The organism is Paraburkholderia haematera, assembly GCF_905220975.1.
Lineage (GTDB): Bacteria > Pseudomonadota > Gammaproteobacteria > Burkholderiales > Burkholderiaceae > Paraburkholderia > Paraburkholderia haematera.
The window spans coordinates 235,918-257,133 of sequence record NZ_CAJNBK010000004.1 but is presented as its reverse complement, the minus strand read 5'-3'; the positions used below and the strand labels follow the sequence as shown (position 1 = coordinate 257,133).

The 21,216-nt window shown below is 59.6% G+C and carries 19 protein-coding genes and 3 pseudogenes; 8 read left to right on the top strand and 14 right to left on the bottom strand.

All coding sequences use genetic code 11. The annotated features are described in order from the left end of the window. The first annotated feature begins 45 nt into the window (after nucleotides 1-45). Both KHO23_RS10850 and KHO23_RS10845 read left to right on the top strand, forming a co-directional pair. A complete protein-coding gene (locus KHO23_RS10850; protein ID WP_211611012.1) occupies nucleotides 46-492 on the top strand; it encodes an SRPBCC family protein in 447 nt (148 codons plus the stop codon). 239 nt (nucleotides 493-731) lie between these two features. Further along, entirely contained in the window at nucleotides 732-2,105 is a 1,374-nt protein-coding gene (locus KHO23_RS10845) for a hypothetical protein (protein ID WP_236066788.1), read from the top strand. 432 nt (nucleotides 2,106-2,537) lie between these two features. On the opposite strand, the gene yfcF is transcribed toward KHO23_RS10845, so the two are convergent. The 11 genes from yfcF to KHO23_RS10790 form a co-directional block, all read right to left on the bottom strand. After that, on the bottom strand, nucleotides 2,538-3,185 hold the full coding sequence (gene yfcF / locus KHO23_RS10840; protein WP_211611011.1) for a glutathione transferase: 648 nt from the start codon (nucleotides 3,183-3,185) through the stop codon (nucleotides 2,538-2,540). Nucleotides 3,186-3,316: 131 nt separating this feature from the next. Further along, nucleotides 3,317-4,591, bottom strand: coding sequence for an oligosaccharide flippase family protein (locus tag KHO23_RS10835; protein WP_211611010.1), 1,275 nt, complete (start codon nucleotides 4,589-4,591; stop codon nucleotides 3,317-3,319). A gap of 348 nt (nucleotides 4,592-4,939) precedes the next feature. Next, nucleotides 4,940-6,865, bottom strand: a complete 1,926-nt coding sequence (locus KHO23_RS10830) for a potassium transporter Kup (protein WP_211611009.1) — start codon at nucleotides 6,863-6,865, stop codon at nucleotides 4,940-4,942. Nucleotides 6,866-7,091: 226 nt separating this feature from the next. After that, nucleotides 7,092-8,390: an L-fuconate dehydratase gene (locus KHO23_RS10825; protein ID WP_211611008.1), complete on the bottom strand. Its 1,299-nt coding sequence runs from the start codon at nucleotides 8,388-8,390 to the stop codon at nucleotides 7,092-7,094. 168 nt (nucleotides 8,391-8,558) lie between these two features. Further along, nucleotides 8,559-9,500: an ABC transporter substrate-binding protein gene (locus tag KHO23_RS10820; RefSeq protein ID WP_211611007.1), complete on the bottom strand. Its 942-nt coding sequence runs from the start codon at nucleotides 9,498-9,500 to the stop codon at nucleotides 8,559-8,561. Between the two features lie 98 nt (nucleotides 9,501-9,598). Beyond that, nucleotides 9,599-10,624: an ABC transporter permease gene (locus KHO23_RS10815; protein WP_211611006.1), complete on the bottom strand. Its 1,026-nt coding sequence runs from the start codon at nucleotides 10,622-10,624 to the stop codon at nucleotides 9,599-9,601. A gap of 19 nt (nucleotides 10,625-10,643) precedes the next feature. Then, a complete protein-coding gene (locus tag KHO23_RS10810) occupies nucleotides 10,644-12,155 on the bottom strand; it encodes a sugar ABC transporter ATP-binding protein (protein WP_211611005.1) in 1,512 nt (503 codons plus the stop codon). Between the two features lie 369 nt (nucleotides 12,156-12,524). Then, a complete protein-coding gene (locus KHO23_RS10805; protein WP_211611004.1) occupies nucleotides 12,525-13,166 on the bottom strand; it encodes a DsbA family oxidoreductase in 642 nt (213 codons plus the stop codon). Nucleotides 13,167-13,307: 141 nt separating this feature from the next. Beyond that, entirely contained in the window at nucleotides 13,308-13,790 is a 483-nt protein-coding gene (locus tag KHO23_RS10800; RefSeq protein WP_211611003.1) for a cupin domain-containing protein, read from the bottom strand. A gap of 47 nt (nucleotides 13,791-13,837) precedes the next feature. Further along, complete coding sequence (gene ampC / locus KHO23_RS10795; protein WP_211611002.1) at nucleotides 13,838-15,007, bottom strand: class C beta-lactamase; 1,170 nt, start codon at nucleotides 15,005-15,007, stop codon at nucleotides 13,838-13,840. A gap of 72 nt (nucleotides 15,008-15,079) precedes the next feature. Then, nucleotides 15,080-15,589, bottom strand: a complete 510-nt coding sequence (locus tag KHO23_RS10790; RefSeq protein ID WP_211611001.1) for a DUF1993 domain-containing protein — start codon at nucleotides 15,587-15,589, stop codon at nucleotides 15,080-15,082. A 125-nt stretch (nucleotides 15,590-15,714) separates the two neighbouring features. Between KHO23_RS10790 and KHO23_RS10785 the strand changes: the two are divergent. Next, nucleotides 15,715-16,086, top strand: a pseudogene (locus KHO23_RS10785) (hypothetical protein); the annotation flags it as partial. Here the strand turns inward: KHO23_RS10785 and KHO23_RS35015 are convergent. Then, nucleotides 16,037-16,183: pseudogene (locus tag KHO23_RS35015) on the bottom strand (3-oxoacyl-ACP reductase); the annotation flags it as partial. The pseudogenes KHO23_RS10785 and KHO23_RS35015 sit on opposite strands and share 50 nt — an antisense overlap. A 59-nt stretch (nucleotides 16,184-16,242) precedes the next feature. Further along, nucleotides 16,243-16,725 (bottom strand): GNAT family N-acetyltransferase, encoded by a 483-nt coding sequence (locus KHO23_RS10775; RefSeq protein WP_236066787.1) that lies wholly within the window; start codon nucleotides 16,723-16,725, stop codon nucleotides 16,243-16,245. 220 nt (nucleotides 16,726-16,945) lie between these two features. Between KHO23_RS10775 and KHO23_RS10770 the strand changes: the two genes are divergently transcribed. From KHO23_RS10770 to KHO23_RS10755, 4 genes and pseudogenes are all read left to right on the top strand, one after another. Continuing rightward, nucleotides 16,946-17,239: a GYD domain-containing protein gene (locus tag KHO23_RS10770; protein WP_211611000.1), complete on the top strand. Its 294-nt coding sequence runs from the start codon at nucleotides 16,946-16,948 to the stop codon at nucleotides 17,237-17,239. 62 nt (nucleotides 17,240-17,301) lie between these two features. Beyond that, nucleotides 17,302-17,511, top strand: coding sequence for a hypothetical protein (locus tag KHO23_RS10765; RefSeq protein ID WP_211610999.1), 210 nt, complete (start codon nucleotides 17,302-17,304; stop codon nucleotides 17,509-17,511). Nucleotides 17,512-17,606: 95 nt separating this feature from the next. Next, complete coding sequence (glnA, locus tag KHO23_RS10760; protein WP_211610998.1) at nucleotides 17,607-19,112, top strand: type I glutamate--ammonia ligase; 1,506 nt, start codon at nucleotides 17,607-17,609, stop codon at nucleotides 19,110-19,112. A gap of 169 nt (nucleotides 19,113-19,281) precedes the next feature. Beyond that, nucleotides 19,282-19,437, top strand: a pseudogene (locus tag KHO23_RS10755) (DUF1269 domain-containing protein); the annotation flags it as partial. A 33-nt stretch (nucleotides 19,438-19,470) separates the two neighbouring features. Here the strand turns inward: KHO23_RS10755 and KHO23_RS10750 are convergent. Then, on the bottom strand, nucleotides 19,471-20,295 hold the full coding sequence (locus KHO23_RS10750; protein WP_211610996.1) for an IclR family transcriptional regulator: 825 nt from the start codon (nucleotides 20,293-20,295) through the stop codon (nucleotides 19,471-19,473). A 153-nt stretch (nucleotides 20,296-20,448) separates the two neighbouring features. On the opposite strand from KHO23_RS10750, the gene KHO23_RS10745 reads away from it, so the two are divergent. Next, entirely contained in the window at nucleotides 20,449-21,213 is a 765-nt protein-coding gene (locus tag KHO23_RS10745) for a substrate-binding periplasmic protein (protein ID WP_211610995.1), read from the top strand. The last annotated feature ends 3 nt before the right edge of the window (nucleotides 21,214-21,216 follow it).

Sequence of the window (21,216 nt, the reverse complement as noted above, 5' to 3'; positions counted from 1 at the left end):
GTCGTAGGGGTATGTTCAACTTCTCCAGCGAAAGACGAGCACCCCATGACTACCGGAACAGTTCATCTCCAACGCGTCTTGCGCGCGACTCCTGAACGCATCTATCGCGCCTTCCTCGAACCCGATGCGATCGCGAAGTGGCTCCCTCCCTACGGGTTCACCTGTCAGGTCCACCACATGGATGCCCGCGTGGGTGGCACTTACAAGATGTCCTTCCGGAACTTCGGCACGGGTAATGGCCACTCGTTCGGTGGCGAGTACGTCGAACTGGTGCCGTTCGAGAAAATCCGCTACTCGGACCGATTCGACAACCCGAACCTGCCCGGCCAGATGCATGCCACTATTTCATTGCGGCAGGTGTCCTGCGGAACGGAGCTCACTATTGTGCAAGAGGGCATACCCGAGGTCATTCCTGTGGAGATGTGCTACCTCGGCTGGCAGGAGTCGCTTGTTCAGTTGGCAAAGTTGGTCGAGCCCAAGATCCCTGACTGACATCGCCGGTACAGGCGCGCTCGCCATTGCGCGAGATGCCGCCATGGGAGGGACACTTTGCGCGCCGCGACGTCATTCACGTTGGCGCATCGTGGTGCCGCCCATGCCTGCGGCGCTCGTCATCAGCCATGCTAGCCGCCCACCGGCCTGACGGTTGCGCCTTCGATATCAGACTGCCCCAATTGCCAGGCACGTGCCTGGTATGGCGAATCCGGACTGGTCGTGAAGGAGGAAACGTCATGCAAAAAGCATCCGCACTACTTCCGATCGATCCACTTCACGATATCGACCTGCAATACGGCAAGTTCAATCGGACGACGGCCCTCGACCTCAGCAAGGCGTTCGACAATTTCAAGGAAAATGCCCCGTCGGAACACCTCTGTGTGTTTTTCCACGGTGGGCTGGTATCTGAAGCGGACGGCCTCAGCACTGCCGGTAGGCTGATCAAGGGCTACACCGACAGCGGCGCCTACCCGTTCTTCTTTATCTGGCAGTCCGATCTCCTCACTTCAATGAAAGGTATTCTCGAACCCTATCGCGACGATCCGGGTTTCGTGAGCGCTGCCAATTACGCGGTGAATGCAGTGGCCCGCCAGATCGCCGCTGTGCTCGACACCGATCAATCGCTCAAGGGTCGGCGACGGCCGGCCAAAGCCCGTAAGGCGGCGCCCATGTCTCTCAAGGAACTGGCATCCTCCACCAAACTCTACGACAAAGCGTGGGCAAAGCGTGCGGGTGCACAGCTCGCCTGTTCGAGCACTGAACTGGATCAGTTCGCGCAATGGTTGGACGCTGCCGGAAAGTCGGTTCCCAAAAAGCGCCGGTTGTTTTCTCCCAAGCGTCTTCGCGGGCCGCAAAATCCTCTCGCAAGAATCATTCAACGACTTAATTCCGGGCACGATCACGGCTTGTATACGACGGTTGTCGAAGAACTCCTCATCGCGGCGGGACTGGCCGAGTGCCTGGGCCCGCCAATCTGGGACGAGATGAAGCAGTTCATCGACGACTCGTTCTCGACTGACACCGAAGCGGGCGGCAGCGCGTTTCTGAACCACTTATGCGATGCGTGGGACAAAAATCCGCAGCTCCGGGTCACGCTGATGGGTCACAGTGCTGGCGCGATCTACGTGCAGCGCTTCATTGAAGCACTCGATGCACGACTCCCGGCATCGTCAACGCAGCGGGTTGAAGTCATCATGCTGGCGCCGGCCATGACGTTCGACCGGATGAATGCTGGATTGCCGATACTGCGCAAGCGTGTCAGTGAGCTCCGGGTCTTCGGGCTCGATAACAAGACCGAGGGTTCCTACTGGGAGGTGCCACTGGTCTACAACAAGTCGCTGCTTTATCTTATTTCGTCGCTCTGCGAGATTGACCCAAATGCAGACAAGCCGCTGGTCGGGATGCAACGATACTGGAAAGGGACGGCGCCCTATATCGACGCCGATATCCTTGCAGTTGCCGAGTTCGTTCAAACCGCAAGAACCGTCTGGTCACCCACAAAACCCAGTGCGAAGCCAGGATATCAATCCCAAGCCAGAAGACATGGCGGCTTTCCGGAAGAAGACGAGACCAATCGCAGCATTTGCTTCGCATTGCAGAACGGTTTTTGATCGTCCGAACATGACGGCGAGTCACCGGGCCGCTATTTCGCGAGCTGTGGCATTCAGATCGAAACGAGGGTGGGTCGCATGCAGAAGGCGACATCAGACTACCTTGTCAGTAATACGGACGTGTGCATCGGTGATGTGAAATCCATACTTCTCAATGTCGTCCAGACACTCTCCCGAGTCAACGCCTGGGGTCGGTTTGTCCCGGCTCAGTTCCACTGACCTGAATGAAACCCAAGGCGCGAACCTTGCCGGCAGATTCGCCCCCGCCTCCTCCGCCGTAAAGCCGAACACGCGGCCGGGTCCCCGAAAAATATAAACAAGCATTTCGTACACTCCCGTGACGGACAAAAACTTTTGCACGATTTGACCAGGGCAGATACGTCGAACTCGAACACCGGTACGCATCCGCTACCGGCGAACTCATCGCCAAAATCATTCAGCGGCAATCCAGAGCGGAGGCCGGTTCAATTTAACCCATCGCTGCACCGATGGTCTTTCCCACTGGCGCGTAGCGTAATCAACTAACCTGGCAGGTACCGGATCGCCGTTCAGGATCAGGCGATTGAGCATCAACGTCAAATCTGTATCCGCTATGCTCCACGTTCCAAATAGATTCGCCGTATCTCCCGGAAGCAAAGCCTCAGCCACATAAAACAGCTTCTGGGCTGCTGCTTCGGCCGCGGGCGTAAGCGCCGCTCCTTGCGATCCGTAGAACACAACCTCCGTCGAGCGCTCCTGCCGGATGGGCATCAGGTCACTTCGCAGCCAGGCTTGCACCTGTCGTGCCCTCGCTCGAAGAAATTTATCTTGTGGATAGACCAACGTTTCCGGAAATGCCTCATCAAGATATTCAGCAATTGCGGACGATTCCGACAAAGCGAAGTCCCCATGCATCAGCGTGGGAACGCGCTGCGTCAACGATCTGGCTGCATAACTCGATTCATGATTGGCATCACGCCCGAGATCCACGGTCGATAGTTCAAATGGCAATCCCTTTTCGTCAAGAACAACGAAAACCGACATGGCGTAAGGGCTGACAAACTGAGCATCGGCATACAGACAAAGACGACTTTCCTGCAAGATAGCCTCCTGCGTGTTTGGGTTCATACGGAGGCTTGATGATATACGGCGAATGGCGGAAGGCACCACAAAATACCCTGGCGCGCTTGCGTGAATCTGCCGGGTTCCGGGCACCCCAAAATCCGCACGCGTTAGCCGGCCAACGGAAAGGAAGGCGCGTCATGCCGCCTCAAGGTTCGATAGAGCATCCACGTGGCGGCCGAGCCCATGCCGGCCGTCATCGACCACGCGATGCCCGTCACGCCCCAGTAGTGCGTCGCGGGCGGCACGATCGCGAATAGAATGACCATCTGTATCAGCGACGCCTGCGTCGTCGCCTTCGCATCGCCGACCGCGCGCAAGTAGGCGACGAGCACCGCGATCAATGCGCCGATCGCCATGTTGATGACGAATATTTTGAAGAGCGGGACCGCCGACATCCACGCGGCACCGAGAATCAACGCGAAGAGCGGTTCCGCAATGACTCGCAGCAACACGACGAGCATCGCCAGGCCGCCGGCAACAATAACCAGGTACAGCCTGACAAGCCGCGCCGCCACACGCGCGTCGTGCCGGTGTTGGGCGGAAAACGTGGGAAAGAGATATTGCCCCATCGCAAACGCCGTATCCGTCAGCAACATCTGCGCGAGCTTTGACGACATCTGGTACGCGCCCAGTTGCGCCGGTCCGAGCAGCTTCCCGACCACAACCTTGTCAAACTGGTTGAGCAGCAGATTCACGACGCTCCCCGCCCAGATCCAGCGGCTGAAGCCAATGTAATGTCCGATCCCCGACCACTTGGGTCGAATCGACGGACGCGGCGTCATCGTCGCCCATGTGAGGGTGGTTTTCAGCGTTTCGCCGACGATCATGCCGATCAGCAATGAGTAGGCTCCCGCACCACCCCACGCAAACGCGAGGCCAATGCAGCAATCAACAAACGCCGCGGCCATTTCGATCCCCGCGATGTGCTGGAAACCGCGATTGCGTTGGACCACGAAGTAAGCGGGCGATGCGACGCCGCGAAGCAACGGCAGCGCGGCCGCAAGCTGTAGCAGTGCGAGTGCGTTGCCGAGGTGAAACTGGCTGTTCATCACCGGCGCGAGCGCGATCAGCAGGAGCGCGACCAGCACGCCGCGTGTCGTGAGCGTGGTCCAGATGGCGGTGAGATCTGAACGCGTCGGCGCATCGCCCCCCTGGATGACCGCCTGCGGGAGACCTGTGTCGGAAAGCGATTCGGCGATCGCCACCGCGAGTAGCGCAATGCTGACGCTCCCGATTGCCGACGGCCCGAGAATGCGTCCAAGCGCGAGAAACTTCACAGCGACGAGACCGCGCACGACAATCTGCTGCAACAGCACCCAGGTGGGAGCACTTGGCCCGAGGCCCGCCCGCACGGAGAATGCCGCCCCCCTGATCGATCTCACTCCGCCCCCTCCCTGGTCGCTTACTTCCCTGGATGGCTCGTTTTCCTGGCGATCAGGGCTGATGCGGCATCGATCGAATGTGAAGCCTCTTTGCAGGAAAAACTGTGCGGCACTGAACGTCGCACCGCAAAAATGTTCCCGCGGCGCCGCGCGGAGGCGCCCTTCCGGCGCAATGGCCGCAAGACACTAACGATTGCTGGTATGAACAAACCGATGCCTGCGAGCCTTACCAAGGCCGCAGGATGCATCATCGGCTGTCAAACCACATACGGCGCCGCAAGCACAGGCACACAGTTGCAGCCCGCATTAAACGTGCCAGCCTTTCGAAAGCAAAAGCGACGGCCGTTGTCAGATTTCCACGCGCGCGCCCAGTTCGATCACCCGATTGGCCGGCAGCTTGAAATAGGCCGCCACGTTACCAACGTTGTGCAGCATGACCGAGAACAGACGCTCACGCCACATCGCCATGCCGCCATCACGCGTAGGCACCAGGGTCGCGCGGCTGAGGAAATAGGACGTCTCCGCCGCCTCGAAGCTCAGGCCAACTCTCTTGCAAATTTCAAGTGCACGCGGCAGATTGACCTCGTCCATGAAACCATAGTTGATCGTGATCTGGTAGCAGTCCGAATCTAGTTGGTGCACGCTCACTCGCTCACTATCAGGAACCCATGGTATCTCCTCATTGTTCACCGTCACGAAAACGACGCGTTTGTGTAGCACGCGGTTATGTGTCAGATTGTTTATCAACGAATGCGGCACGCCATCAGGATCGGGTGACAAAAAGATTGCCGTACCGCCAACCCTGACCGGCGAGCGGGCCAGCAGCGTGGCCAGATAGGACTTGAGCGGCATCGTCCCGGCCCTCGCGCGCGCTTCGATACGCATGATCTCCTGGCCCCGTCCCCAGGTCGCCATGATCGTGTAGATAATCAGTCCGACCAGAAGCGGGAACCAGCCGCCCTGCACAATCTTCAGCAAGTTAGCGGAGAAGAACGCCGCGTCGATCACGAAGAAGAATACCGTCGCGAACACGCATAGCAGCCAGTTGTAATGCCATGCGTAGCGAATGACGAAGAACGTCAGGATGGTCGTGATCAGCATCGTGCCGGTGACGGCGATACCGTACGCGGAACCGAGTGCCGTAGACGAACCGAAGCCGATCACGGCGGCCACGACTGCAGCCAGCAACGTCCAGTTGATTCCTGGCACGTAGATTTGCCCCATTTCCCTTTCCGACGTGTAGACGACGTTCATGCGCGGCAGGAAGCCGAGTTGCATCGCCTGCTTGGTCATCGAATACGTACCCGAAATGACGGCCTGGGACGCAATGACGGTCGCGACCGTCGACAGCGCGATCATCGGATACAGCGACCATTGCGGGAACAGCTTGTAAAACGGATTCTGCAGCGCGCCCGGATCGGCAAGCAACAGCGCGCCTTGCCCCAGATAGTTCAAGGCGAGGGCGGGAAACACCAGGGCGAACCACGTCAGCCGGATCGGCCTCGCGCCAAAATGCCCCATGTCGGCATACAGCGCTTCCGCGCCCGTCAACGACAGAACGACCGCGCCCAGCGCAACGAACGCGAGCGACCGGTGACGGAGGCAAAATTCCAGCCCCGAGAGTGGATTGAGCGCAACGAGAATCGCCGGCACCCGCAATATGTTGATGGCCCCCACCACGGCGAGCACGAGAAACCAGAGCACCATGACAGGTCCGAACACGATGCCGATACCGGAGGTGCCGCGCTTTTGCATCAGGAACAATGTGACCAGCGCCACCAGCGTCACTGGAATCACGCAGGTCTTGAGAAACGGCGCCGCGACCTCCAGTCCCTCGACCGCGCTCAGCACCGAGATCGCGGGCGTAATCACGCTGTCGCCGTAGAAGAGCGCTGCACCCATGATGCCGACACCGAGCAGCGTATGGCGCAAGCGCGGCCGCGTAATGACCGACGACGCGGCCAGCGCCAGCAGTGCCATGATGCCGCCCTCGCCATGGTTATTCGCGCGAAGAATCAGCGTGACGTACTTGAGCGAGACGACAACAATCAGCGACCAGACGATCAGCGAGACGATGCCGACCACATTGAGTGCATTGAGCGACAAACCATTGGCTGGATCGAACACGGTCTGCAGCGTATACAGCGGACTGGTGCCGATGTCGCCATACACAACGCCCAACGCCGCAAGCGCAAGGGCGGGCATCGCCGGCCGGTGATGCCCGCGCCCGCCGGAATGGCCTGCGTCGGGCACGGTGGATACTGACGGGCCCATGTCTCGCTCCTGGTTAGCGCTCTCGCAGTCAGTGCTGAACGCGACGCCGAATTCTTCTGATGTTTTGCAAACCCTGTCTTCCGCGGAGGTGGCTTTTCTCTTTGCCCGTAGGCCGGGACGCCATCCATTCAACATATACCATCGGCCACTGCGTATTGAAGGAATTGCGCATCACCGCCATGGGCTGCTACCGGCCCTAACCGCCAACGCCGCCAGGCGTACCGCCTCAGCCCCACCAGGCCGGGCCTTGGGGAAACGCATACCGATCGAGCGACGCCGCATGCATTTCGATGCTGTAGCCCGCACGTTGCGGCGGCATATAACGCCCGTTTCGGATCACGACCGGATCGACAAAATGCTCATGCAAATGATCCACGTACTCGAGCACCCGGTTTTCCAGCGACGCCGACACGCAGATATAGTCGAACAGCGAAATGTGCTGGACGTACTCGCACAATCCGACACCGCCGGCATGCGGACACACGGGCACGCCAAATTTCGCCGCCATCAGTAGCACGACGATGACCTCGTTCAGACCGCCCAGGCGGCAGCTGTCGACCTGACAGAAGTCGATGGCCTCTGCCTGCAGCAACTGCTTGAACATCACCCGGTTATGGCAGTGCTCGCCCGTCGCCACACCAATGGGCCGAATCCGCTGGCGGATGGCCGCGTGGCCGAGAATGTCGTCGGGACTCGTGGGTTCCTCGATCCACCACGGATCGAATTGCGCCAGGCGCCGCATATTCGCGACCGCTTCATCGACATCCCATACCTGGTTCGCATCCATCATCAGCTTGAGGTTTTCGCCGATTTCTTCGCGCAGGATGCGAGCACGGCGCATATCCTCTTCGAGATTGCCGCCCACCTTCTGCTTGAAGTGCGTCCAGCCCTGCGCAACGCCTTCGCGCGCGAGCCGCCGGATCTTGTCGTCGTCGTAGCCGAGCCAGCCGGCCGACGTCGTGTAAGCCGGATAGCCGTGCGCCAGCATTTCCTTTTCGCGCTCGCCCCGCGTCCCTGCATGGCGGTGCAGCATGGCAATGGCTTCCTGCGGCGTGATCGCATCGGTCACATAGCGGAAGTCGAGACAGCGCACGAGTTCTTCCGGGCTCATGTCGACCAGCAGCTTCCATACCGGTTTGCCTTGCGCTTTGGCCCACAGGTCCCAGGCCGCGTTCACGACAGCCGCCGTTGCCAGATGAATGGCGCCCTTGTCCGGGCCGATCCAGCGCAGCTGGCTGTCCGACGTCAACGCGCGCCAGAAAGCGCCCATGTTCGCGGCGATATCCTCGAGCGTTTTGCCGACGACGAGCGGCGCAAGCGCCTGCACCGCAGTCACGCAAATCTCGTTGCCGCGCCCGATGGTGAAGGTAAGGCCATGGCCTGTGAGCCCCTTCGGCGAATCGGTTTCGAGCGTCACGTAGGCAGCAGAGTAATCCGGCGCGGCGTTCATCGCGTCGGAGCCGTCGAGTGAACGCGAGGTCGGGAAGCGAATGTCCCGGACGGACAGCTTTGTGATCGTGGGCATCTGAACACCCTCCTCTGCGGCAGCTATCGATTTCTGCTTATAAGCAAAGAGCGCCGCGTGTGCTCGCCTGCCCTCTTTGCGGCCACCTTCCCGCCCCCCGCGACGTGGAGCGGCAAAGAGGAGGGAGCGCCGCGCTCCCTCCTCCGCCTTCGCGCCTGGTGGCGACGGTCAATCGTAGAGTACGGCGGCGATCTTGGGATCGCTCATGTTGCTCTTGTCGTACCAGTAGAAGCCCGTGTCGACCTTCGTGGGCAGCTTCTCGCCCTTCAACGCTTTCACTGCAGAGTCGACCACGCATTTGCCGATGCCGACCGGGTTCTGCGTGATCGCGCCGGCCATCAAGCCCGAATTGATGTCGTCCTTCTGCTCTTTGCCGGAGTCGTAACCAATCAGGACGAGTTTCTTGCCCGATTCCTTGACGCCAATCGCGGCGCCTTCTGCCGAGCCTTCATTCGCGCCGAAAATGCCCTTGAGATTGGGGTTGGCCTGGATCATCGTCTTGGCGATTTCCGCCGACTTCAAGTGATCGCCACCGCCATACTGGACTGAGACGATCTTGATGTTCGGGTGCTTCGCTTTCATCTCATTCAGGAAGCCGTCGCGGCGATCGATACCCGTGCGGCTCGTCTGATCGTGTACAACCAGACCGACTTCACCGGCATTGCCGATCGCCTCCGCCATCTTGTCGGCGGCGAGCGCGGCCGCTGCAAGATTGTCGGTCGCGCACGTGGTCAGCGGGATGTCGCTGTCAACGCCGGAGTCGAAGGCGATGACAGGTATTTTGGCGGCCTGCGCCCGCTTCAACAGCGGAATGGCCGCTTTGCTATCGAGCGCGGCGATGCCGAGCGCCTGGGGTTTCTTGGCCAGCGCGGCCGAAAGCATATCGATCTGCTTGTCGACCATGGCCTCGGTTTCCGGCCCCTCGAAGGTGATCCTGACGTTATGCTCCTTGGCCGACTGCTCCGCGCCGGATTTGACGGCCTGCCAGAACTGGTGCTGGAAGCCTTTCGAGATCAACGGGATGTAGGTGTCCTGCGCGTAGGTAACACTCGCCCCGCCAATGAGCGCGCCAACGCCGACCACGACACCGATTAGTCTTCTTTTCAACATGGGGTTTCTCCTCCTAAGTGGGCCATCGACCTTCAGCCATTGGGGGAGCCTTTGGCGCTCCCTTTTCTTGATCTTGTAACGCGCAGCGTCAGCCTTCGTCAGCTTTTCTTGCGCCGCAAAATATCGGCATACACCGCGAGAATGATGATGAGGCCGGTCACCACAATCTGCCATTCCTGAGCGACGGACATGATGCGCAGGCCGTTGGTCAGCACGCTCATGATGAACGCGCCGATGATCGTTCCCAGAATCGTGCCCGCGCCGCCGCTAAGCGAAGTTCCACCGATCACCACGGCGGCGATCGCTTCAAGTTCATAGCCTTGCCCGAGCGCCGGCTGGGCGGAATTCAGCCGCGAGGCGATCAGCAACCCGGCGACGCCGCAAATTGCCCCGGCCATGCCGTAAATAGCGATCTTCCACCGGTCGACATTCACGCCGGAAAGGCGTACCGCTTCTTCGTTGCTGCCGAGTGCAAATGTGTAGCGGCCGAGCGCCGTGCGATTAAGCGTGATCGAACTCGTCACCGCGAGAAAAAACAGAATCAGAACCGCATTCGGCACCGGCAGGCTCGGGAGCACATAGCCGATCAGCGAATCCTGCGAGATCCTGTAGAAGTTTTCGGTGTCGCTGAAATAGATCGGCTTGTCGGCCGAGACGACGAGCGAAAGGCCTTTCAGCAGCAGCATCATGCCCAAGGTGGCAATGAACGGCGGTATTTTCATTTTCGCCGTGAGGGTGCCCGAAATGGTCCCGCAGATCGCGCCCGTCCCAATCGCGGCAAGCACGCCGGTCCACATCGGCAAATGCCAATAGGTCAGAAACACGCCGCAAATCACCGCCGTGAACGTCATCAACGTGCCAACGGACAAGTCGATGCCGCCGGTGATAATAACGAACGTGCAGGCGATCGCCAGAACGCCGTTGACTGCCGTCGCCTGCAGAATCCCGAGCATATTGTCCATTTGCATGAACGCGGGAGACGCGAAGCTGAAAAACACCAGCAGGAGGATCAGGCTTCCGAAGGCCAGCAGTTTTTGCAGAGCGGCCGGCTTGAAAACGCGGGCTCTCAGGCCCGAGGATCGTTCCTTGTTACCCAGCGCCGACGTATCCGATGGCAGTGTCATGAAATAGACCTCTCGAGGCTCACGCCGCTTTTAAGGTTTCGCGCTGCGTCGCCAGTTGCATGATGCGCTCCTGCGTCGCCTCCGTGGCGGAGAGTTCGCCGGTAATGCGGCCCTCGCACATCACAACGATGCGGTCGCTCATACGCAAGATTTCCGGCAGTTCCGACGAGATCATCACGATCGCCTTGCCTTGCTCGGCGAGCGAGCGCAGGAGCTTGTAGATTTCGCTTTTCGCGCCGACGTCGATGCCCCGCGTCGGTTCGTCGAAGAACAGCACGTCGCAGTCGCGCTCGAGCCATTTCGCGACGACAATTTTCTGTTGATTGCCGCCCGAGAGAAGCCGCACTTCCTGCGTCGCGGAGGGTGTCCGAATGGCGAGCAGTTTGATGAAATGGGAGGCGGTCCGGCGTATCTGCGCACGGCGCAAGAAGAAGTTGAGCGACAGGAATTTGCGCAAGTTGGACATCACAATGTTCGATTCGACGTTCATGTTGGTCGCAAGGCCGAAGCGCTTCCTGTCTTCCGAGAGATAGCCGATGCCGCGCGCCACCGCATCGCTCGGATTCCTGATTGTCGCCTTCACGCCGCTCACGACAATGTCGCCCGATTCGATCGGATCGGCGCCGAACACCGCGCGGGCGACCTCGGTGCGGCCGGCGCCCATCAAGCCGGCAAAGCCCAATATCTCGCCTTTGTGCAACGCGAAACTCACGTCCCTGACAAGCGGGCCGGCGTTCAGATTCTTCACTTCGAGCGCGACCTCGCCTTTGTCTGCCGCGCTGTGAGAAGGCGTAACGTCGGTCAGCGTTCGCCCAACCATCATGCCGATGATCGCTTCGACGCTGGTGTCCCGCGCAGTGACAGTGGCCACATACTCTCCGTCGCGCAACACGGTGACGCGGTCGGCAATCTGCTTCAGTTCGTCCATCTTGTGGGAGATATAGATGATGCCCACGCCCCGGTTCTTCAGCTCGCGAATGATGCGGAAGAGTTCGGCGATCTCGGCGTCGTTGAGCGCCGAAGTGGGTTCGTCCATGATCAGGACGCGCGAGTCGAACGACAAAGCCTTGGCGATCTCGACCATCTGCTGCCTGGCCACAGTGAGGGTGCTGACAACTGCGCGCGGGTCGAGATTCACATGCATGCGGGCAAGAATGTCGTGCGCCTGTGCGTTGAGCTTGTCTTCGTCGAGGAACAGGCCGAGGCGTCCGCGCGGCTCGCGGCCGATGAACATATTCTGGGCGACGGTCAGATGATTCATCAACTGCAGTTCCTGATGAATGATGCCGACACCCATGGCCTGCGCCTCGCGCGGGCTCAGGAACTCGACCGCCTGGCCGTCATAGAGGATTTCACCCGTGTCCCGGGTGTAGACGCCGGCGAGGATTTTCATCAGCGTCGACTTGCCGGCGCCGTTCTCGCCCATTAGCGCATGCACTTCGCCTGCCATGAGCTCGAGCTGGACTTCGTGAAGCGCCCTCACGCCGGGAAAGCTCTTGTTGAGCCTTTTGACGGAAATGAGCGGGATCATGGCGCGGCCTGAACGACAATGCCGCGACCGCCGCTACCGTCATGGCGAGGAGCGGGTCGAAAAAGCCGTGGGTGCCGCTGTGCCGGGCGTCGCCGGGAATTGTGGCTAAAAGCGCGGCGGAAATCGCGGCTCAAATCGCAACGAGAAGCCAGACGCATTGCCTGGTGCCCCCAAACCGATGTGCCACGATTTTACGCCGCTGGATGCGCGCGACTCAATTAGGCATTCCCTAATATCGTACGGAAACGTATCACGCACCAATTTCCCACTATTTGACGATCATTTCAGGCCGGTTCGCCGGCCTCGATGCCATGCGAAATCCGGCTGAGGGCGCGTGCCGGGTGACACACCGAGCGCCGGAAATCCACCCTACGCTTCGGCCAGAATCTGCTCGATGACCTGCTCGAACGTTTCCACGGGTTGTCCGCCGCTCACCAGATAGCGGCCGTTGAAGATGATCGCCGGCACGGATTGAATGCCCTTCGCCTGGTATTCCCGTTCTTCAGCACGAACCTCGTCGGCATAAACTCCGCTTCGCAGTACCTCGTTTGCTTGCGCGGCATCGAGCCCCACGGATTGGGCCGCTTCGACCAGGACTTCGTGATTGCTCGGGTCCTTGCCCTCGGAATGATAGGCGCGCAGCAAGGCCAGTTTGAGCGGCAACTGCTTGCCTTGGATACCGGCCCAATGCATCAGGCGGTGCGCATCAAAGGTGTTGTAGACGTGCGTACGCGCGCCGAAGGTAAAGCCGACGCTTGCGCCGCGTTCGCGGATCATGGCTTGCGTTTCGGCGATCTGCGCCGGCGTGCGTCCGTATTTCTTGCCGAGATAATCAACAATGGCCTCGCCTTCCGGCCCCATCTCCGGATTCAACTCGAAGGGATGCACGACGACTTGTGCCTCGACCGTATCGCCTAAGCGCGAGAGTGCAAGCTCGAGCGACGACAGGCCGATTGCACACCACGGGCATGCGATATCGGAGACAAAATCGATTCTTAGCTGTTGTTTCATTGCTTTCCTGACTGGAATAACCTGGGGCACGGCCGGCTCTTTGCAAGTTCGTTGCAAGTTCGTTGCAACTCAAAAAACCGCCCAGCGGGTAGCCTAGCCTGAATCGCCAATATTTGCAGGGCTCCGCTCCGGCCGCAAGCCTCAGTCCGGCATCCCGTTGTGGTCGCCGAGCGGTCGCGCGGGCCAGTCCACCCAGCGGTCCGCGCGGGTCCGTTCATGCGCTTCGTTGAGCGGGTAACGAATGCGGTTGTCGTCGCGCGGGCGTTCACCGATCACCATCAGCCGAACTTCGTCTTTCGTATTGTTGATGAAGGTATGGCAGATGCCAGTGCCTGCCGGAAATGCAACGGAATCGCCTTCAGCAATGGGATGAAGCACGCCGTCGATCCAGACATCGGGCTTGCCTTCGAGCACGTACACAAACTCCTGCTCGGTACTTTCGGCATGCGGATAGGAGGTCCGCCGGCCAGGCAAAAGCCTCACGTGATGAATGCCGATACGCGTAATGCCGAGCGCGTCGGAAAGTGGCGCGTCTAGCGCCATTTTCTCGGTATCGCCGCGATAGCAATGCGCGTCCGGTTCTTCCAGTTCAGTCCAATGCTTGATGAAATCGGGGCGGCTCATTGGTTGTTCTCCTTAAGGACTACGGTCGATGATTGCGGTTTGCGCACTCATCGTTCGTTGTTGGCCAGCGACGTGAGAATCCGGTATGCAACGGTTACCCGCTCCTCAATCGGGAAGTTCTTGTTGGCGAGGATGACGATCCCCAGCCGCTTCTGCGGAATGAACGCGACGTACGCGCCGAAGCCGTTGGTCGAGCCGGTCTTATTGATCCAGACGTCGTCACGAGGTGCCTGCGGCGGGGTTATTTCACTAACCGGCGTTGCGTTGAAGATCATCGCCGGTGAGTTTCCATCCAGAAGCGTCTGCAGATTGACGGGATACGGATATTGTTCCCATATCAGATCCTGGGTCATCGCCCCGGCTTTGAAGTATCCGGTGTGGGTATCCGTGATCGCACGCTGGAGCTTCGGGTCCAACTGGACCAGATTCATGTTGGCTTCTACGAAACGGATCATGTCGGCAGCCGTGGTCTTGACGCCGTAGGCCTCATCGGACAGCTCCCCGGGTGCCATTCTGATCGGCGTACCTTGTTTCGTGTAGCCCTGAGCGTAGTCGTTCAGTTTCCCCGCGGGAACGTTGATGTAGCTGCGCTTCATATCAAGCGCGGGAAACAGATGATTTTCCATCAGCCCGCTGAAATCCTGACCCATGCTCTTTGCCGTTATCAGGCCGAGCGCGCCGATGCCGGGATTGGCGTAAGTGCGATAGGTTCCCGGTGCGTAGGTCGGTTGCCACTGCCTGAAATAAAGCATCAACTGATCGTTGTTGCGGATGGTGTCCGGCACCTGCAAGGGGAGCCCTCCGGGCGTGTGGGTGCCCAGATTGAGAAGGCTGACTTTGCCGAACGCGCTATTTCGCAGAGACGGGAGGTACTTGCCCGTTTGATCCGACAAAGATAAATCGCCACGCACCTGCGCATAGGACGCGAGCGTCGCCGTCAAGGTCTTGCTGACCGAACCCAGTTCGAACAAGGTGTCACCTGTGACTGGCTTCCTTGCTTCCGTCGACGCGAGGCCATAGTTGAATACGTAGTGTTTGTCACCGTCGACGATCCCAACTGCCATGCCGGGGATCCCGTCTTTCGCCATGACCGGTTGTATGGCGCGGGTGACTGTCTGACTGATTCTGTTTTGCTGATCGTCCGCCGCGTGGCTAACGACTGGTGTGGCACACGCAAAGCAGGTGATTGCTATAAGGCTAATGGCTCTGAAATTCATATCTCTCGTCTGTCAATTTGCGCCGGGGGTGACGTGGGCCGGCTGTTCATTCGCCTCCCCCCGCGCGGACGATCAGTAAGAACCCATATAGTCGCGCTTGCCGATTTCGACGCCGTTGTGGCGCAAAATCGCGTAGGCCGTCGTCACGTGGAAGAAGAACTGCGGCAGGCCATAGTTTTGCAGATAGGCGCTGCCGACCAGCTTCTTCTCTTTCGGCGTGCCCGGACGCAGGACGATTTCCTTGTTCTCGCTACCGTCGAATTGAGCGGCCTCGAGCGCGCCGATGTGGGTCAACGCCTTGGCGATCAGCGCTTGCAGGTCGGCAAACGTGACTTCCGTGTCGGGCCACGACGGCACCTCCACGCCGGCCAGGCGCGAGCTAACGCCCTTGGCGAAATCGGCAGCGATCTGCACCTGACGCACGAGGGGAAACATATCCGGGAACAGGCGCGCCTGCAGCAGCGCGTTCGGCTCGATGTTCTTGTCGGTGACGTGTGCTTCGGCTTTCTTCAGCACCTCGGACAATGCGGTCAGCATTTGCTTGAAAACCGGGACGGATGCGCTGTAGATGGAACTTGTCATGATTGCTCTTTCGGTCGGTGTTGGATGCCGGCGCGGAAGATGCCGTGCCGGCCGGTTGAGTGTCGGGGTGTTGATCGAACTTGTTGACTGAAGCGGCGCAAGATTACCATTGTCCTCGCGGGAATGCTTACGCGGAAGCGCTGCGCGAAGTCGCGGCGCTCGCGCCAGGATCGACACTCGCCATGACGTTCCTGCTTCCGCTGGAACTGGCGGACCCCGAAGTACGTCCCGGGCTTGAAATGGCGGAGAAAGGCGCGCGAGCAAGCGGCACGCCGTTCCTCAGCTTCTTCGCTCCGCCGGATATCCTGGCGCTGGCCAACGAAGCAGGCTTTAAAGAAGCAAGGCACGCCTCGGCGGCCGATCTTACGCAGCGCTACTTTATGGGCAGGTCAGATGGTCTGCGCCCGCCGAACAATGCCGAGGAACTGCTGTTGGCCAATACCCAGGTTAAGCCTGGATCGACATGCCACCCGAGACTTCACTACGCTGGGCGTTGACCCAGCGGTTATCGTCGGACAGCAACGACGCAATCATAGGCCCGATGTCGTCCGGCAAGCCTGCACGGCCGAGCGCCGTCGCGTTCGCCACGACCTTGTAAAACTGCAACGCGCTACCGGCTGATGCAATGGCCTTGGCGGCAACGCATTTTGCCTCTACGAAGACGAGAGCATTTTTTTCATCGACGGCGCTGAATGCAATGCGAAATTCTGCCGTTCATAAAAGGGAACGGCGTCCGGCCGCGCGTCGAGAAACACCGCAGTCATATCGCGAGCACGCGCGTCGGTCTCCGCATATTCCATCAAGGCGCGACCCGCACCGCTGCCCCGTATTGCCGCATCGACAACGAGGTCATCGATGTGCAAGTGTGACCCGCGCGCCAACGTGTGGACGGGCCTCATCCCCATCACGCCAATCAGCTTGCCGTCCTGGAAGGCGCCGACAAGCTCGTAGCCGGAATGCGATTGCCGCCTCGCCCGCCTGAGAAATTCGGCTTCGTCAAGCGAGCGCAATTGAGCGATTACAGGAAAGGCTTGCGTCCACTCTGCCGGGGAAAGTCTTCGGATGTCCAGGCTCTTGTTGTGATTGTCAGCCATCGCTGCCTTCCGTTCTCGTTGGAAAAATATCGATTGTTTCACAAAGTAATTTTCAACATTTTTCGGAGAACCGGGCGCGCAAAACCAGCCGGTCCAACGGCCAACCCCAACGCGGGAATGCCTTTTGTGGCGCCGCACGCGCTTCCATTGCCTACACTCAGATTACGCGCAAAACACTTTCGAAGCCCGCGATCGCACCAGCATTCGCGGGTCGGCTTGCGCGTCTGAATCCCGTCTCGCACCAATCGTAAGGGGAATCGTCATGGCGACATATGTGGTTCTTGCACAATTCACCGATCAGGGTATTCGCAACATCAAAAACAGCCCTCAGCGGGCCGGTCAAGCGGCAGAGTTAGCCAGGACATTTGGCTGTGAAATGAAAGAGATCTATTGGACCGTGGGTAAATATGACATTGTCACGATCGTCGACGCGCCCGATGAGCAAAGCTTCGCGGCATTCGGCTACGCGCTGGGGTCCGCGGGCAATGTGCGTACGCAAACGCTCCGTGCGTTCACGAAGGACGAATGCAGCGCGATTATCGGCAAACTCCCATAAATCAGGCCATCATCCGGAACGCGAGCCGTACTCTTTCCGCGACTCTTTCTCAGGAGGTCACAATGAACACACAGGCAAACGACAGCGAAGACGTGCGTGCATTCGTGCAAACGGCCGAGCAGGCCGGCGAGTATGTCTGGATCATTACGCTGGTCGACTTCGGAGCACAAAAGGTTAAACGTTCACTGGTTTCGGACGACACGTTCGCCATGCGCGCTGCGGCGCAAGATGCCGGCGAAGCCTATCTGAAGGGGCTGGCCGGAGACCGGTAGCGCGGTGCGGGGCTGGCTTGCGAGCCTGGCTTGTTTTAGCTTGAGGACAGGCTAAAGTTGGACCAAAGGCAAAGGGCCGGTAAGGGAGGTCGCCAATGTCCACGACGCAACATGGTTCCGGATCGCCTTTCACGGTATCGGTCGACGCGGGTCGCTTCGACGTCACTCGACCGGGAAGCGCGAACGATGTAATCGATCTGCTGCAGAACACCAATATCCAGATCGTCGACCTGAAATTCACCGACCTCCCGGGCCTCTGGCAGCACTTCTCGATCACACTTCCCGAAGTTCACCCGGACCTGTTTGAGGCCGGGATCGGCTTCGACGGTTCGTCGATCCGCGGCTTTCAGGAGATCCACGAATCCGACATGCTGCTCAGGCCCGATCCGGCCACGGCCTTTGTCGATCCGGTTTGCGACACGCCCACGCTGTCGATCATCTGCGACGTGGTCGATCCCGTGTTGCAGCAGCGCTATTCGCGCGACCCGCGCTATGTGGCGCACAAGGCGGAGGCCTATCTGCGCCAGAGCGGCATTGCAACGACCTGCTATTTCGGGCCTGAACTGGAGTTCTTCATCTTCGACTCCATCCGCTTCGGCCAGGATCAGCACTGCGGCTTCTACTATGTCGAATCGGCCGAGGGCGAGTGGAACACCGGTCGCGACGAGGGTGCGTACGGTGGCGGCAATCTCGGCTACAAACAGCGCTACAAGGAAGGTTATTTCCCGGTGCCGCCGCACGACACGCTGCAGGATATCCGCTCGGAGATCGCGCTGACGCTGCAACAAGCGGGCGTACAGATTGAAGTGCATCACCATGAAGTCGCGACGGCAGGCCAGAACGAGATCGACATGCGATTTGCAAGCCTCACGCGAATGGCCGACAACGTGATGATCTACAAGTACGTGTGCAAGAACGTGGCGCGCCGGCATGGGAAAGTGGCCACTTTCATGCCCAAGCCGCTATTTGCCGACAACGCGAGCGGCATGCATTGCCATCAGAGCCTATGGAAAGATGGAGAGAATCTTTTCTACGACGCCAACGGCTGGGCGCTGACCTCCGACCTGTGCCGCTGGTACATCGGCGGTTTGTTGCAGCACGCCCCCGCGCTGATGGCCTTTTGCGCGCCGACCACCAATTCATACAAGCGTCTGGTTCCAGGGTATGAAGCGCCCGTCAATCTGGCCATGTCGCAGCGCAACCGTTCCGCCGCGGCACGCATTCCGATGTATTCGGATTCGCCTAACGCAAGGCGCGTCGAATTCCGCTGTCCGGACCCCTCGGCCAACGCGTACCTCGCTTTTGCGGCGATGCTGATGGCCGGACTCGACGGTATTGAAAACCGGACTGATCCGGGCGATCCGCTCGACCGGAACATCTACGACCTTCCCCCTGAAGAAGCCGCCAATATACGGCAGGTGCCTGGCTCGCTGGACGCGGCCCTCGCCGCGCTGGAAGCCGATAACGCGTTTCTGCGCAAGGGCGATGTTTTCACCGAAGACGTGATCCAGACCTGGATCGACTACAAGCGCGAACGCGAGATCGATACGATCAAATTGCGCCCGCATCCGTGGGAGTTCTATCTGTATTTCGATGTCTGAGATGAATAACGTGTGAACCGGCCGTTATCGTGCGTTATCGTGGCGGCAGACTTCGTCTCGTCGCCGAAACTAACCGGCGATTGTTCACGATATGAGACCTGACATGCGGCGCATTTATTTTCTATTGCCCGATGTGAAGAATGGGAAGTCAATCATCGACGAACTGTTGCTGAAGCGGGTCGAAAGGGCGATTGAAAAGGGCGAATTGCTGATGATGGTCGACGTCGGGAAAGACCGTGTCGAGGTAATCGAAGCACTGGTCAAGAGTCGTCATCCGGAAGCGGATATCGAGGGCACTGATCCGACGATTCCGGCGTTTCCCTGAGCGCGCCCGCTCGGCGGTGCCCGCCCTCAACCCTCAGGCCAGCGTCCTGATCGAGTTACTGATACCGCGCGCGCAATCGATCACGGCGGGCGCCAACCGTGCCTCCGCTTCCGCCGGTGTCCACCGGCTCGTCGGCGCGACGACATGAACCGCACCGACTGGCCGGCGCTCCCCGTCGAGCACGGCCGCCGCGATCGTCATATCGCCGATGAACAGTTCCTCGCGGTTCGGCGCGTAACCATTGCGCCGCCCAAGCGCGAGCCGCGTCTCGATTTCGTCGAGATCCGTCACGGTGTACTGCGTATGCGCGACGCGATCGCTGGCCAGCAGCAGCGCACGTGATTCGTTTTCCGGGAGCGCCGCGAGATAGGCCCGCCCCGATGCCGTGCAGTACATCGGAATGCGGCTGCCGATCGGCATGTGAATCGGCACGAACTTCATACAGACGAAGCGCGCCACGTAGACCATGTCGACGCCGTCCGGCTCGGTCAGATTGGTCGTCTCGCCGGTGACATTGGTGAGTTCGGACAAAAACGGATTGGCGACGTCGATCAGCGTGTCGGCGGCCAGGTAGTTGAAGCCGATCTGCATCACACGCGGCGCCAGTTGATATCGCCGGGTACGCGGATGCTTTCTCACATAGCCGAGCTTCTCCAGCGTGTAGATCATGCGCTGCGCGGAGCTTTTGGTGATGGACGTGGCCTCCGCGACTTCCGGCAGCGTCATTGACCTGCGCTGGGCGCTGAACGCGCGCAGCACCGCGATTCCCTTCTCCAGCGACTGATTGAACAGTGCGTCCGGCGTTTCCTCCGGCTCGGGGGGCGCTTCCGGCTGAGCGCCGAGCGTCTTGCGTGTCATGGAATCACCCAATTGTTTTCACCTGCCGTCGACTCTATCATATCGAATATCGATACGCAAATTTCGTTTGTCGATATTTTTGATTCGAATATCATTCATCAACTGATGGGTACCGATACTCCGATCGGCCGTCGTCAACTCGTGGAGAGACTCATGTTCCAGTTTGCCAAACGCTTCGCAGGTGTCTTTGCAACAGGATTGCTGCTCGCCGGTGCGCCGGCCTTGTCGGTGGCCGCCACCACGTACGAGATCGGCGCGACAGCCACCGGTGTGCCGTTCACCTTTCTCGACGTGAAGAGCAATTCGATTCAGGGCCTGCTGGTCGATGCGATTACCGCGACAGGCAAGGCTGCGGGCTTCGACGTGAAAATCGAGCAGACCACCTTCTCCTCGCTGATTCCGTCGCTGACCACGAAAAAGATCGACATCATCTCGGCCGCCATGCTGAAGACGCCGGCGCGCGAGCAGGTCGTCGATTTCTCCGACACCGTGTACTCCTATGGCGAAGGTCTGATCGTGCGCGCCGACGATAAAGGCCAGTACACCTCAATGGACGACCTCAAGGGCGAGGTCGTCGGCGCGCAGGTCGGCACCGCGTTCGTCGACGCGTTGAACAAGAAAGGCATTTTTAAGGAGGTTCGCACCTACGACTCCGTCGCCGACATCATGCGCGACGTTGCACTCGGCCGCATCAAGGCGGGCTTCGGCGACCATCCGATTCTGGCCTACCAGCTTCAGCACAATCCGAATCCGCAATTGCGCCTCGTCAGCGGATATCAGCCGTCGGTGAAAGGCCAGGTGTGTTTCGTCGTGCGCAAGGGCGACACGGCGACGCTGGAACAGTTGAATGCCGGCATCAGAAAGATCAAGGCCGACGGTACGCTCATGCAAATCGTCAAGAAGTGGCAGGTGGAATGACGT